Below are 13,517 nucleotides of genomic sequence, written 5' to 3' on the forward strand. Positions count from 1 at the left end.
GTGCTGACCGAGCGCGAACGCGAGTCGAACAAGACCATGATGGTCTGCGTGTCCGGCTGCAAGGGCAGCAAGCTCGTTCTGGATATCTGACCCTCCCTGCGCCCTTCGGGCGCTCCCCAGAGGGCGATGCGGGTGGACCGGCGGAGCCGGATCCACCGCATCCCGGGGCGGGAGAGTGGGCATGTGAATGTGCGGCGGTGTCTTTGGGCACCGCTTTTTTATGTCTATTTGATAAGCATGCGTATCATGTTGCGGATTTTGATAAGCGTGCGTATTATTTGTCGGAGCCTATCCGAACCGCTTGCCGATCCATGTCCCTGCCCGAGAAAAAAGACCACCCGAACGTCGCCGCCCGCAACGACATCGACCGTTTCGCGGACAAGCCCGGCTTTCTGATCCGCCGCGCTCACCAGATCTCCGTGGCCGGACTGGACCGCCGGCTGCAGCCCTACGACCTGACGGTGCCGCAGATGGTCCTGCTGACCGCCCTGCATTTCCATCCGGGCGTGGACCAGGCCAGCCTGGCGGCCTCCGTGTCGGTCGACGTCGTGACCGTGGGCCGGATCGTCAAGCGCTTCGTCGAGCGCGGGCTGGTGGAGCGTTCCCGTTCCGAGCTGGACGGGCGTGCGCACGAGCTGCGCCTGTCGGTCTCGGGCGAATCGCTGCTGCAACGCATACAGCCCGAGATCGCCTCGTCCCAGAACGAGATCCTGGGCGACCTGAGCCAGGAAGAACGCCAGGCCTTCTTCGTCATCATGCGCAAGATCGTCGGCCTGGCCTGAATCGTCTCGCGCCGTTTCCGCAGCGTCCTTTCCTTGAAGGAACCGTCATGTCGCATCGTCGCTTGTCCTGTGTCCGTATCGCGGCCGTCGCCTGCCTGGCCGCTGTTCCGATGGCGGTGCCCGCGCAGAGCTATCCCGCGCGCCCGGTGCGCCTGATCGCGCCCTTCCCGCCCGGGGGCAGCGTCGACCAGCTTGCGCGCCTGCTAAGCGCAAAGCTGGCGCCGCAATGGAAGCAATCGGTGGTGGTCGAGAACCGTCCCGGCGCCGCCGGAGCGATAGGCGTGGACCTGGTGGCCAAGGCGCCGCCCGACGGCTATACCTTCGTGCTGAGTTCGCCCGGGGCGATCGCGATCAACCAGCACTTTCGCAAGATGCCGTATGACGCGGCCAGGGATCTGGCGCCGGTGACGATGATCGCCACCATTCCCACCGCCATCGCCGTTCATCCCTCGGTGCCGGTGCGCAACGTGGCGGACCTGATCGCCCTGGGCAAGGGCAGCAGGCAGGGCCTGCTCTACAGCGTTTCCGGCTCCGGCAGCCAGACCCACCTCGCGGGCGAATTGCTGGCCTCCATCACCGGCGCGAAGATGGCGGCGGTGCCCTACAAGGGCACGGCGCCGGCGGCGCTGGCGATCGCCTCGGGCGAGGTCAATTTCGGCATATCCGATCTCACCACGCTGCTGCCGCTGGTGCAGGACCGGCGCCTGCGCATCCTGGCCGTGGTCGACGCGCAGCGGCCTACATCGGCCCCCGACGTGCCCACCGTGGCCGAATCGGGCTACCCGGACTACGTCGCCAGCGGGTGGGTGGCAATGTTCGCGCCCGCGGGCACCCCGGCGGATATCGTGCGCAAGGTCAGCCAGGACGTGGGCCGCATTCTGAATTCGCCCGAGGGCAGGCAGGCCGTCATCCAGGGCGGCATGGAACCGGCGCCCGGTACGCCCGAGGCGCTGGGCGCTTTCGTGACGGCGGAGATCGGCAAATGGGGGCGCGTCATCAGGACCGCCCATATCAAGGTCGAGTGAGCGGCCGGCTTCATGAAGCTCGATGTGTTCTCGCATATCTGCCCGCGGCCCTTCCATGAGCGCATGGAGCGGGTATTGCCCGATGGCGGCGCGCGAGCCCGCCTGTTGTATGGCGTGCCGTCGCTGCATGACATGGACCTGCGGTTCCGCCTCATGGACAGGTTCGACGACTATGCGCAGATCGTCTGCATGTCCGGTCCGCCCATCGAAAGCATGGGCGGACCGGCGCTGGCCTGCGATCTGGCGCGTTGCGCGAACGACGAAATGGCGGAGCTCGTGGCGCGCCATGCCGATCGCTTTCCCGGCTTCGTCGCCGCGCTGCCGATGAACGACGGGGATGGACTGATGCGCGAAGCCGAGCGGGCCGTGCGCGACCTGGGGGCCGTCGGTGTCCAGGTCTATACGCATGTGCTCGGCCACCCGCTGACGTCGCCGCGAACGGTGGGCTTGTTCGGCCTGATGGCGGCGCTCGATCTTCCCATCTGGCTGCATCCCGAGCGGGAAGCCTCGCACGCGGACTACACCGCCGAGTCCAGAAGCCACTACGAGATCTGGTTCGCCCTCGGCTGGCCCCACGAAACCAGCGTGGCGATGGCGCATATCGGGCTGTCCGGACTGTTCGACCGGTATCCCGGGCTGAAGGTCATCGCCCACCAGATGGGCGGCACCATTCCGTACCTGGAGGGGCGCGTGACCAACGTCTGGGAACGGCTGGGCGCGCGCACCCCCGAGGAAGACTATTCATCCCTGCGGCGGGCGATGACGAAGCGGCCCGTGGACTACTTCCGCATGTTCCACGCGGATACGGTGGGCGCCATCGGGCAGCCGGCGATCGAATGCTGCCTGGATTTCTTCGGTCCGCGGAACATGCTGTTCGCGACCGATGCGCCGTTCGGCCCCGAACAGGGGGCGGGCTACATCCGCTCGGCCATCGCGGCCGTGGAAGGGCTGGCGTTGACCGATGGCCAGCGGCAGGACATTTTCGAGGGCAACGCCAGGCGCTTGCTCAAGCTCGGGGTAAAGGAATGAACGTATTCTCGATAGCCGATCGTCCGGTGATCCGGCTCGCGGCCGATGGCAGGACGCTGAATCCCGTGTCGCGCGTCGAACTGGAGCGCCGCTGGGCAGCGGTGCGCGGCGCCATGGCCGATGCCGGGGTCGATGCGCTGGTGGTGCAGGGCGCCAACGGCATTTCCGGCGGAGGCTATTTCCGCTGGCTGTCCGGCCAGCCTTCGGGCAACTACAACCCGCGCACCCTGGTCTTTCCCGTCGATGGGTTGATGACGCTGGTGGACCAGGGCCCTTTCGACGCCGTGCTGGAGTTCGACGGCGACGACCCGTCCAATCCCGGCGTGGGGCGCCGCTGCATGGTTCCGAGCTATCCGTCCGTGGCCTATACCGCCGACTACGACGCCGCGATCGTGGTGCGCGAGATGCGCCGGCACGGCTACCGCCGCATCGGCATCCTGGCGGCGGCCAGCGCCTATTACCCGTTCGGCGCCTACCTGCGCGAGCAGATGGGCGCCGCGCTGGTGGACATGACGCCCGCGGTCGATGCCATCAAGGCCATCAAGAGCGAAGAAGAGATCGCCCTGATCCAGGACGCCGCCGCGATGCAGGACCGCATCGTTGCCGAGGTCGCCGCCGCGATCCGTCCGGGCATGCGCGACTTCGAGGTCATGGCGCATGCCCAGCACGCCGGGCAGTTGCTGGGCAGCGAGCAGGGCATGTTCTTCGGATCGTCCGCGGCGCCGGGCCAGGCGGCCGGTTTGCGGCCCCGCTTCCAGCAGGGCAGGGAACTGCGCGAGGGCGACATGTTCACGCTGCTGGTGGAAAACGCGGGGCCGGGCGGCATGTTCGCGCACATCGCCCGGCCCATCGTCCTGGGCCGGGCCGGCAACGACGTGCGCGATGCCTTCGACGCCGTGCTGGAAGCGCAGCGCGCGACGCTGGCACTGCTGCGGCCCGGGGCGCCGTGCGCGGACGTCTTCGCCGCCTACAATGCCTTCATGCGCGGCCGAGGCTGGCCCGAGGAGCGCCGGCTGCATTGCCATGGCCAGGGCTACGACCTGGTCGAGCGGCCCCTGATCCGGCAGGACGAAAGCCTGTGCATCGAAGCCGGCATGAACATCGCGGTGCATCCGGCGATCGGATCAGCGTCGATGTTCATGACCGTTTGCGAAAACTACCTGATCCGATCCGATGGTCCGCCTTCGTGTCTGCACGGGACGCCGCAGCGGATCATCGAGCGCTAAGTCCCGATGACCGTACTCATCATCAACGCCGACGCCGACTATTATTGCCAGCAACTGGCGCGGGCTTGTCCCGGCGCGGATCTGCGCGCCGCCGCCACGCCCGAGGCGGCCTGGGAGCATGCTGAGGGCGCCCAGGCCATCATGGCCTTCGCCAGCGCGCTGTCGCCGGGCCTGATCGCACGGGCCCATCGGCTCGAGTGGCTCCAGGCCCTGTCCTCCGGCGTGGATGGCATGCTCGATCTGTGCGCGGGGCGTCCGGATATTGCCATCACCTCCACACGCGGCGTGCAGGGGCCGGCGGTGGCGGAGATGGCGTTCGTGCACATGCTGGCGCTGGCGCGCGACGTGCCTCGCCTTGCCGCGAACCAGCGCAGGGCGGTATGGGAACGCTATCCCCAGCCGCTGCTGCACGGCAAGACGGTGGTCATCGTCGGCACGGGAGCGATCGCGGGCGAACTGGCCGGGCGTTGCCGCGCATTCGGCATGCCGGTGCATGGCGTGTCCGCCGCCCCCCGTCCCATTCCCGGGTTCGATCGCGTGCACGACCGCCGTGACCTGGCCCAGGCGGCGGCGCTGGCCGATTTCATGGTGCTGCTGGTGCCGTTGTCCGACGAGACCCGGCATCTGGTCGATGCCCGCATCCTGGCGGCGATGAAGCCCGACGCGATTCTCGTCAACCTGGCGCGCGGGGGCGTCTGCGACGAGGCGGCCGTGCTGCGGGCGTTGCGCGAAGGGCGGCTGGGCGGGGCGGGGATGGACGTGTTCGAGACCGAGCCGTTGCCGGCCGATCATCCGTTGTGGACCGCCGACCGGGTCTTCGTGACGCCGCACCTGGGGGGAGAGTCCGATCGCTACGCGGACCAGGTGCTGCCCATCCTGCGGGCCAATCTCGCGGCCTTTCTGCAAGGCCGCCCACAGGACTTGCGCAATCTCGTGCGCTGAGGGCGAAGCCCCCGTGGTGTCCTACGAGGCCGCGCCGTCGGTGATCGGCGTGACGTTCGTGAACAGGTCCGCGGGCAGGTGCTTGACTGCCTCGTAGGTCGTGCTGATGTGCTCGGACAGCAGGCGGCCGGCGCGCTCGCCATCCCGGGCCAGCGAGGCCTCCAGGATGTTGCGGTGTTCGTCGTGCACGTCGCGCGGTATGGGCTTGCGGGTCACGACCAGCCGCCGGTAGCGCTCGGCCTGCTGGTACAGGATGCCCAGGAAGTGGTGCATCCAGCGCGAGGTACAGGCGCTGATCAGCGCCTGGTGGAACTCGCGGTTGCGGTCTTCCCATTCGTCGAAGCGGTTGACGGGGTTGGTGGCCAGCCGTTCCTCGGCCCGGCTCAGGCGGTGGAAGGCGGCGATGATGCGGCTTTCCCAGACGTCGTCGCCGGCCTGGATGGCCTGCCGCAAGGCTTCGCATTCCAGCAGGATGCGATTGCGGGTGATGTCCAGGAAGTCTTCCATCGAGATGGGCGTGACGTGGAAGCCGCGCTGGCCGTGGGACACCACCAGCGCGTCCGACACCAGCAGCGACAGCGCCTCGCGCAGCGTGCCGGCGCCGACCCCATAGGAATCCTTCAGGTGCTCCACGCGCAGGCGCGAGCCGGGCGCAAGCTTGCCTTCGATGATGTCGCGCCGCAGGGCGGCATAGGCCGTGCCCACGAGCGTGGTGGGGGCGGCGGCGTGGGCCAGGGGCGGTAGTTCCAATGGAATTCCAGGCATGCGTCTCGGGCGGCTGGCTGCCCCCTCTCATGAGCGATGGCTAGATTCTAGTCCATTCTCGATGAAATCCATGGATATTAGGGAAATCCATAAAATCTCGATAAAAATATTTCCAACCGATATTTTGTGGCGTATCGTGTCCGTCTACGAAAGTGCAGGGGCTTTCCCGGCCCCCAGCTGGAGACACCAGTGATTCATCTACACGACATCCGCTACGTGCGGCTGGGCACGCCCGACCTGGAAGGCTCGGTGCGCTACGCGACCGAAGTGCTGGGCCTGGAAGTGGCCCGCCGCGTCGGCAAGGCGGTCTATCTGAAGTCCGACAGCCGCGATCACACGCTCTGCTATTTCGAAGGCGACGCGCGCGACCACACCTCGGCCTTCGAGGTGGACACGCCCGAGGAACTGGACCAGGCCATGGTGCTGCTGGAGCAGTCCGGCTACGCGGCCACCCGCGGCAGCGTCGAAGAAGCCGAGAAGCGCCACGTGCGCGACTTCATCAATTTCAAGGACCCGTCGGGCAACAGCGTCGACCTGGTCCATGCGCCGCACCACAGCGGCCGCCGCTATTTCCCGTCGCGCGACGCCGGCATCACGGGCTTCAGCCACATCGGCCTGCGCACCCTGAATCCCCGCCGCGACGAAGCCTTCTGGACCCAGTTGCTCAGCGCCAAGGTCAGCGACCGCATCGGCGAAGCGCCCCTGCTGCGCATCGACGAAGTGCATCACAAGATCGCGCTGTTCCCGTCCAGCTATCCGGGCGTGCAGCACATCAACCATCAGGTCGAGAGCATCGACGACGTGATGCGGGCCTATTACATCCTGCTGGAGAAAGGCATCCCCATCCGCTTCGGTCCCGGCCGCCATCCGACCTCGGGCGCGATGTTCCTGTATTTCGAGGGACCGGACGGGATGATCTACGAATACTCGACGGGCGTGCGCCTGATCACGGAAGAGGACGAGAAGACCTACCGTCCCCGCACCTTCCCCGCCATCCCGTCGTCGTTCTGCATGTGGGGATCCAAACCCGATATTCCGGAGTTCAAGACTTGAGCCAGCACGACCACGCACCGACCGCCCGGCAGCAGAGCCTGGTGCGGGCGGCGGCGCGCGCCCTGGCGCGCGCCAATCTCGTCCACGCCTACGGGCATTGCAGCCTGCGGCTGGACGCCGACCGGTTCCTGGTCTGCGCCGCCAAGCCCATGGGCATGATCGGCCCGCACGAAGACGGCACGGTGGTGCCGGTGAACGGCGAGCTGCCCGAGGGCGTGCTGGGCGAAGTCCGCATCCACCAGCACATCTATCGCCTGCGTCCCGAGGTCGGAGCAGTGATCCGCAGCATGCCGCGCGACGTGATGACCCTGTCGTCCGCGCGCGTGACGCCGGCGCCGCGCCATGGCATGGGATCGTATTTTTCGCCGGCGGTGCCGCTCTGGGACGATCCCCAACTGATCCGCACCGACGAGCAGGCCGCCGGCGTGGCCGCGAAGCTGGGCAACGCCTCGGCCGTGGTCATGCGCGGCAACGGCGCGGTGGTGGCCGCGCCCGACATCGAACAGGCCGTGGTGCTGAACTGGTATCTCGAGGACGCCGCGCGCATCGAGCTGCAGCTGCGCGCGGCCGGACTGGCCGACGGTCCGACGCTGTCGCCGGAAGAGGCCGCCCGCCGCGCCACCGGCGCCGGCCGCATCTTCGAACGCATGTGGGAATACCTGTGCGACGGGGATCCCGAATTTGCCAATGTCATCTAGGGGTATGTCCATGAACGAATTCAAGAATTTCATCAACGGCCAGTGGGTCGCCACAGGCAAGACCTTCGAGAACCGCAATCCCGTCGACAACAGCCTGATCGGCCCGGTGCACGAAGCCGGCCAGGCCGAAGTCGATGCCGCCGTGCGCGCCGCCCGGGCGGCGCTGTCCGGCCCGTGGGCCACGATGAAGGTCCAGCAGCGCGTGGAAATGCTGCACGCCATCGCCGACGGCATCAACCGCCGCTTCGACGATTTCCTGGCGGCCGAGATGGCCGACACCGGCAAGCCGCACGTGCTGGCCAGCCACGTGGACATCCCGCGCGGCGCCGCCAACTTCAAGGTCTTCGCCGACCTGATCCGCAACGTGCCGGGCGAAAGCTTCGACATGGAAACCCCCGACAACGGCTTCGCGCTGAACTACGCGGTGCGCGTGCCGCGCGGCGTGATCGGCGTGGTGTGCCCGTGGAACCTGCCGCTGCTGCTGATGACCTGGAAGGTCGGTCCGGCCCTGGCCTGCGGCAACACCGTCGTGGTCAAGCCTTCGGAAGAAACCCCCGCCACCGCCACGCTGCTGGGCGAGGTCATGAACGAAGTGGGCGTGCCGCCGGGCGTCTACAACGTGGTCCACGGCTTCGGCCCGGATTCGGCCGGCGAATTCCTGACCCGCCATCCCGACGTGGACGGCATCACCTTCACCGGCGAGACCCGCACCGGCGAGGCCATCATGCAGGCCGCCGCCAAGGGCGTGCGTCCGGTGTCGTTCGAGCTGGGCGGCAAGAACCCCGGCATCGTCTTCGCCGACGCCGATTTCGACAAGGCCGTGGCCGGCATCGCCCGCTCGTCCTTCGAGAACAGCGGCCAGGTGTGCCTGGGCACGGAGCGCGTCTACGTGCAGCGTCCCATCTTCGATAAGTTCGTCGCCGCGCTCAAGGCCAAGGCCGAAGCGTTCAAGCTGGGCGACCCGCACGACCACGCCACCAACTTCGGTCCGCTGGTCTCGCAGGTGCACCGCGAGAAGGTCCTGAGCTACTACGCCAAGGCCCGCGAGGAAGGTGCCACCATCGTCACCGGCGGCGGCGTGCCCGACATGCCTGGCAAGATGGCGGAGGGCGCCTGGGTGCAACCCACGATCTGGACTGGCCTGCCCCAGACCGCCGCGGTGATCCGCGAAGAGATCTTCGGTCCCTGCTGCCACATCACGCCCTTCGACACCGAGGAAGAAGTCATCAAGATGGCCAACGACACGCCGTACGGCCTGGCCGCCACGGTGTGGACGCAGAACGTGGGCACCGCCCACCGCCTGGGCAAGGCCCTGAACGTCGGCATCTGCTGGGTGAACTCGTGGTTCCTGCGCGACCTGCGCACGTCCTTCGGCGGCGCCAAGCAATCGGGCATCGGCCGCGAGGGCGGGGTGCATTCGCTGGAGTTCTACACCGAGCTGCGCAACGTCTGCGTGAAACTGTAAGGAGCGCGCCATGCCCCTCATCCAGGTGCAAATGATGGAGGGCCGCACCGACGAACAGCGTGCGGCCCTGATCGAGGAATTGACCGAAGCCACCCACCGCGCCATCGGTGCTCCGCGCGAGTCCGTGCGCGTGGTGCTGGTCGAAGTGCCCAAGACGAATTTCGGGATCGGCGGCAAGACCGCCAAAGCGCTGGGGCGCTGATTTCCCGCCATTTCCCGACGAAGGAGACATAGTCGATGATGAAGAAACAAACCGCCGCCCTGATCGCGGCGGCCCTGATGGCCGCTGGCGCGGCGCATGCCGAGGTCAAGGTCGGTTTTTCGGGGGTGCTGTCGGGCCCCATGGCCGCGCTGGGCCAGGACCAGTACGACGGCTTCATGCTGGCCGTCGAGCAACTGGGCGGCAAGCTGGGCGGCCAGCCCGTGACCGTGCTGCGCGAGGATGACCAGCTCAAGCCCGACGTGGGCGCGCAGATCGTCCAGAAATTCATCGAGCGCGACAAGGTCGACGCCATCGTCGGACTGGGCTTCTCGAACGTGCTGATGGCCGAGACCCGCCGCATCAAGGACTCGGGCGTCGTCGCGCTGTCGACCAACGCGGGTCCGGCCCCGATCGCCGGCAAGGGCTGCATGGCCAACCTGTTCGTGATGGGCTGGCAGAACGACGGCATGTCCGAAGCCATGGGCAAGTACGCCAAGGAACAGGGCTACAAGAACGTCTACCTGATGACGTCGAACTACCAGGCCGGCAAGGACAAGCTGGCCGGCTTCAAGCGTTTCTACGGCGGCACGATCCAGAACGAGGTCTACACCCCGCTGGGCCAGCTCGACTACGCGGCCGAGATCGCCGCCGTCCAGAGCGCCAAGCCCGACGCGCTGTTCGTGTTCTATCCCGGCGGCGTGGGCGTGAACTTCGTGCGCCAGCTGAACCAGGCCGGCCTGATGGGCAAGCTGCCGTTCCTGTCCGAGAGCCTGATCGATTCGAACTCGCTGGCCGCGCTCAAGCAGCAGGCGATCGGGTCGGTCTACGGCACGCCGTGGGCACCGGTGCTCGACAACCCGCAGAACAAGAAATTCGTGTCGGGCTACGAGGCCAAGTACAAGCGTCCTCCCACCGAGTACGCGGTGGCCGCCTATGACGCCGCCTACCTGCTGGACGCGGCGATCACCAAGCTGGGCGGCAAGGTGTCGAACAAGAAGGCCTTCGCGGCCGCCGTCAAGGAAGCCGGCTCCAAGTTCCCCACGGCCCGTGGCAAGTTTGCCTTCAACACCAACAACATGCCCATCCAGCACTACTACGCCTACGAGATCGTCAAGAACGGCGACGGCGTGGGCTACAAGCAGCTGTCGCAGGTCCTGACGGACCATAAGGACGCGTACGCTGCTGAATGCAAGCTGTAGAAGATCCCCCCTACGCGCTGACGCGCGCAAGGAAAGCCCACCCCCTACGCCCTTCGGGCGCCCCCTCAAGGGGGTGATGCGGGTGGACCGGCGGAGCCGGATCCACCCGCATCCTGGGTCTAGGTCCCTTATCTTGGGTCGGGGCACCTGTCTAAGTGGTACGGACTGGGCTTCCCTTCAGGGGTGGCACCGATGGATGATGGGGGCGGGCGCCGGTATGCTCGGATGGCGATCGCCGGAATGGGATCGGGGAGTGCATGGGCACTAAGAACGAAAGAACCGGGTATGCGGGGAAGACCTGGGTTTTGACACGGAAGTCTGTCAATGAATAGTTCGCTGTTTTTGTCGCAGTTGCTCAATGGTGTGCAGCTCGGCGTCCTGTTGTTCCTGCTGTCGTCAGGGTTGACCCTGATCTTCGGCATCATGAATTTCATCAACCTCGCGCACGGTTCGCTGTACATGGTCGGCGCGTTCATCGGGGCGGCCAGTTACAACGCGAGCGGGTCCTTCATCTTCGCCATTGCCGCCGCCATCATCGCCGCCGGGCTGGTGGGGCTGCTGCTGGAGCATCTGGTCGCCAAGCCGCTGTACCGGCACGACCACCTGTACCAGGTGCTCGCGACCTTCGGCCTGATGATGTTCTTCAATGAACTGGCGATCGTCATCTTCGGCAATCGTCCCTACTACGCGGCCATCCCGTCGGCGCTGAACGGCGCGGTGACGCTGTTCGGGTCGCAATATCCCGTCTATCGGATCCTGATCATCGCGGTCGGCGTGCTGGTGGCGCTGGGCGCCTGGTACCTGATCCAGAAGACGCGATTCGGCATGCTGATACGCGCCGGCGCCAGCAACTCGTCCATGGTCAGCGTGCTGGGCGTGAACATCGACCTGCTCAAGAAGCTGCTGTTCATGCTCGGGGCGGGGCTGGCCGGCCTGGCGGGCGCGCTGGCGGGTCCCATCCTGTCGGTGCAGTCCGGCATGGGCGAACCGGTCCTGATCCTGGCGCTGGTGGTCATCGTGGTGGGCGGCATCGGCTCCATCCGGGGCGCCCTGGTGGCGGCGATGATCATCGCCGTGATCGACACGCTGGGACGCGCCTACATCCCGCACCTGCTCGGCTCGTTCATGCAGCCGGCCTCGGCCAACGCCGTGGGTCCGGCCATGGCCTCCATGCTGATCTACGTGTTGATGGCGCTGGTGCTGGCGTTCCGGCCCAACGGCATTTTGAACAAGAAGTAGGCCCCCCCTACGCGCTGCGCGCGCCCCCCGGGGGGCGGCACTGGCGGACCGGCGGAGCCGGATCCGCGGTGCCCTGGGTCTGGTTGCGGCGGTAACTGATATTCCTGCAAGGTAGACGATATGAATCGCGTCAAATTCGGGGCCTGGATGATCCCGGTCCTGTTCATACTCCTGGCGGCCGTGCCATTCGTCGCGCAGGCGATAGGCGAACCGTTCTACGTGACGTTCTTCGCGCGCGTGCTGGTCTATGCGCTGGCTGCGTGCGCGCTGAACCTCGTGCTGGGCTTCGCCGGCCTGGTCAGCTTCGGCCATGCCATGTTCATCGGCCTGGGCTGCTATGCCGTGGGCATACTCAGCTTCTACGGCATCAGCGATGGCTGGCTGCAACTGCTGGCCGCCGTGGTCGTGTGCGCGCTGGTGGGCCTGGTGGTCGGCACGGTGTGCCTGCGCACCTCGGGCATCGGCTTCATCATGATCACGCTGGCCTTCGCCCAGATGTTCTACTTCCTGATGGTCAGCATGACCACCTTCGGCGGCGACGACGGGCTGAACATCAACGAGCCCAGCAACTTCGGGCTGTTCGAGCTGTCCGGCAGTACCGAGGTCTATTGGGCGACCTGGGCCGTCCTGCTGGCGGTCACGATCTTCCTGGCGCGGCTCAAGAAGTCGCCGTTCGGGATGGTGCTGCAGGCCACCCACATCAACCCGCGCCGCGTCAACGCGTTCGGCTATTCGGTCTTCCGCGTGCAACTGGCCGCCTACGTCATGTCCGGCGTGCTGACCGGCCTGGCGGGCCTCCTGCTGGCCAACCTGACGGCCTTCGCCTCGCCCAGCTACATGTCGTGGCCGGTGTCGGGCGAGCTGATCGTCATGCTGGTCATCGGCGGGCTGGGCACGATCACCGGTCCCATCGTCGGCGCGATCGCCTTCCTCGTCATGGAAGAATTCTTCAAGGGCCTGACCCAGCACTGGATGCTGATCATGGGGCCGGTCATCGTCGTGATCGCCCTGGTCAGCAAGAACGGCTTCGCGTGGCTGATCCGCCGGCGCGAGGAGCCCGCCCCGGCGCCGTCCGCGGCGCCTGCCGCGGCACCCAAGGTCGCCGCCGTTTCCGCGGGAGAGTCGCAATGAACGCCATCGGACTGCGTACCCAGGACCTGGTCAAGCGCTTCGGCGGCCTGCGCGCCACCGACGGCGTGACGCTGGAGATCGAACCGGGCGAACTGCACGCCATCATCGGCCCCAACGGCGCCGGCAAGACCACGCTGATCAACCTGCTGACCGGTGAACTGCGCTCGGACGAGGGCAGCATCGTGCTGGGCGGCGAAGAGGTCAGCGGTACCCCCGTGCAGCAGCGCGTGGGCATGGGCCTGCTGCGCTCCTACCAGATCACGTCCATCTTCGATGCCTTCACCGTGGTCGAGAACGTGTGCCTGGCGGCGCTGCGCAAGAAAGGCGTGCGCTGGGCCGTCTGGAAGCCCATGTCGTCCTACGGGGGCGTCATGGAGAAGGCGCGCGGCATCATCGAGCAGTGCCATCTGTCCGACGTGGCCGACACCGTGGTGTCCAACCTGGCCTACGGCCAGCGGCGCCAGCTCGAGGTCGCAATGGCGCTGGCGGCGGATCCGCGCATCCTGCTGCTGGACGAACCCATGGCCGGCATGAGCGCGGCCGAAGGCGCCGCCGCCATCGAGCTGCTGCGTTCGCTGAAGGGCCGCTACACCATCCTGCTGATCGAACACGACATGAACGCCGTCTTCTCGCTGGCCGACCGCATCAGCGTGCTGGTCTACGGCAAGATCGTCGCGACCGGCTCGATCGAGGAAATCCGCAACCATCCCGAAGTGCGCCGCGCCTATCTGGGCGACGACGCCGACGCCTGAGGCAGGAGT

The 13,517-nt window shown here is 66.9% G+C and carries 14 protein-coding genes and 1 pseudogene; 14 read left to right on the forward strand and 1 reads right to left on the reverse strand.

Annotated elements, in window-relative coordinates:
- From WKR98_RS22325 to WKR98_RS22350, 6 genes and pseudogenes are all read left to right on the forward strand, one after another.
- A pseudogene (locus WKR98_RS22325) lies at positions 1–90 on the forward strand (oxidoreductase); the annotation flags it as partial.
- 221 nt (positions 91–311) lie between these two features.
- Positions 312–782: a MarR family winged helix-turn-helix transcriptional regulator gene (locus WKR98_RS22330; RefSeq protein ID WP_161567881.1), complete on the forward strand. Its 471-nt coding sequence runs from the start codon at positions 312–314 to the stop codon at positions 780–782.
- 47 nt (positions 783–829) lie between these two features.
- Positions 830–1,807 (forward strand): Bug family tripartite tricarboxylate transporter substrate binding protein, encoded by a 978-nt coding sequence (locus tag WKR98_RS22335; protein ID WP_124690509.1) that lies wholly within the window; start codon positions 830–832, stop codon positions 1,805–1,807.
- Positions 1,808–1,819: 12 nt separating this feature from the next.
- Positions 1,820–2,836 (forward strand): amidohydrolase family protein, encoded by a 1,017-nt coding sequence (locus WKR98_RS22340; protein WP_341434706.1) that lies wholly within the window; start codon positions 1,820–1,822, stop codon positions 2,834–2,836.
- On the forward strand, positions 2,833–4,062 hold the full coding sequence (locus WKR98_RS22345; protein WP_341434707.1) for a M24 family metallopeptidase: 1,230 nt from the start codon (positions 2,833–2,835) through the stop codon (positions 4,060–4,062). The genes WKR98_RS22340 and WKR98_RS22345 overlap by 4 nt, the downstream gene beginning before the upstream one ends.
- 6 nt (positions 4,063–4,068) lie before the next feature.
- Positions 4,069–5,004 carry a D-2-hydroxyacid dehydrogenase gene (locus WKR98_RS22350; protein ID WP_341434708.1) on the forward strand — a complete coding sequence of 312 codons (936 nt, stop codon included), beginning with the start codon at positions 4,069–4,071 and terminating at the stop codon, positions 5,002–5,004.
- Positions 5,005–5,025: 21 nt separating this feature from the next.
- Here the strand turns inward: WKR98_RS22350 and WKR98_RS22355 are convergent, their stop codons facing one another.
- Entirely contained in the window at positions 5,026–5,754 is a 729-nt protein-coding gene (locus WKR98_RS22355) for a GntR family transcriptional regulator (RefSeq protein WP_238160112.1), read from the reverse strand.
- A 204-nt stretch (positions 5,755–5,958) separates the two neighbouring features.
- On the opposite strand from WKR98_RS22355, the gene WKR98_RS22360 reads away from it, so the two are divergent.
- The 8 genes from WKR98_RS22360 (at position 5,959) to WKR98_RS22395 (ending at position 13,508) form a co-directional block, all read left to right on the forward strand.
- Positions 5,959–6,822 (forward strand): VOC family protein, encoded by an 864-nt coding sequence (locus WKR98_RS22360; protein ID WP_124690504.1) that lies wholly within the window; start codon positions 5,959–5,961, stop codon positions 6,820–6,822.
- The gene (locus WKR98_RS22365) at positions 6,819–7,520 is read left to right on the forward strand and encodes a class II aldolase/adducin family protein (RefSeq protein WP_341434709.1); all 702 of its coding nucleotides are present in this window, start codon (positions 6,819–6,821) and stop codon (positions 7,518–7,520) included. Before WKR98_RS22360 ends, WKR98_RS22365 begins: the two co-directional genes overlap by 4 nt.
- A gap of 10 nt (positions 7,521–7,530) precedes the next feature.
- Positions 7,531–8,985 carry a 2-hydroxymuconic semialdehyde dehydrogenase gene (locus WKR98_RS22370; RefSeq protein WP_124690503.1) on the forward strand — a complete coding sequence of 485 codons (1,455 nt, stop codon included), beginning with the start codon at positions 7,531–7,533 and terminating at the stop codon, positions 8,983–8,985.
- 10 nt (positions 8,986–8,995) lie between these two features.
- Entirely contained in the window at positions 8,996–9,187 is a 192-nt protein-coding gene (locus WKR98_RS22375; RefSeq protein ID WP_087840781.1) for a 2-hydroxymuconate tautomerase, read from the forward strand.
- A 38-nt stretch (positions 9,188–9,225) separates the two neighbouring features.
- Positions 9,226–10,386 carry an ABC transporter substrate-binding protein gene (locus WKR98_RS22380; protein ID WP_341434942.1) on the forward strand — a complete coding sequence of 387 codons (1,161 nt, stop codon included), beginning with the start codon at positions 9,226–9,228 and terminating at the stop codon, positions 10,384–10,386.
- Positions 10,387–10,710: 324 nt separating this feature from the next.
- Positions 10,711–11,625, forward strand: a complete 915-nt coding sequence (locus WKR98_RS22385) for a branched-chain amino acid ABC transporter permease (RefSeq protein WP_124690502.1) — start codon at positions 10,711–10,713, stop codon at positions 11,623–11,625.
- Positions 11,626–11,745: 120 nt separating this feature from the next.
- A complete protein-coding gene (locus tag WKR98_RS22390; RefSeq protein WP_124690501.1) occupies positions 11,746–12,756 on the forward strand; it encodes a branched-chain amino acid ABC transporter permease in 1,011 nt (336 codons plus the stop codon).
- Positions 12,753–13,508, forward strand: a complete 756-nt coding sequence (locus tag WKR98_RS22395; RefSeq protein WP_341434710.1) for an ABC transporter ATP-binding protein — start codon at positions 12,753–12,755, stop codon at positions 13,506–13,508. Before WKR98_RS22390 ends, WKR98_RS22395 begins: the two co-directional genes overlap by 4 nt.
- The last annotated feature ends 9 nt before the right edge of the window (positions 13,509–13,517 follow it).

This window comes from Pigmentiphaga sp. YJ18 (genome assembly GCF_038066655.1).
Classification (GTDB): domain Bacteria; phylum Pseudomonadota; class Gammaproteobacteria; order Burkholderiales; family Burkholderiaceae_B; genus Pigmentiphaga.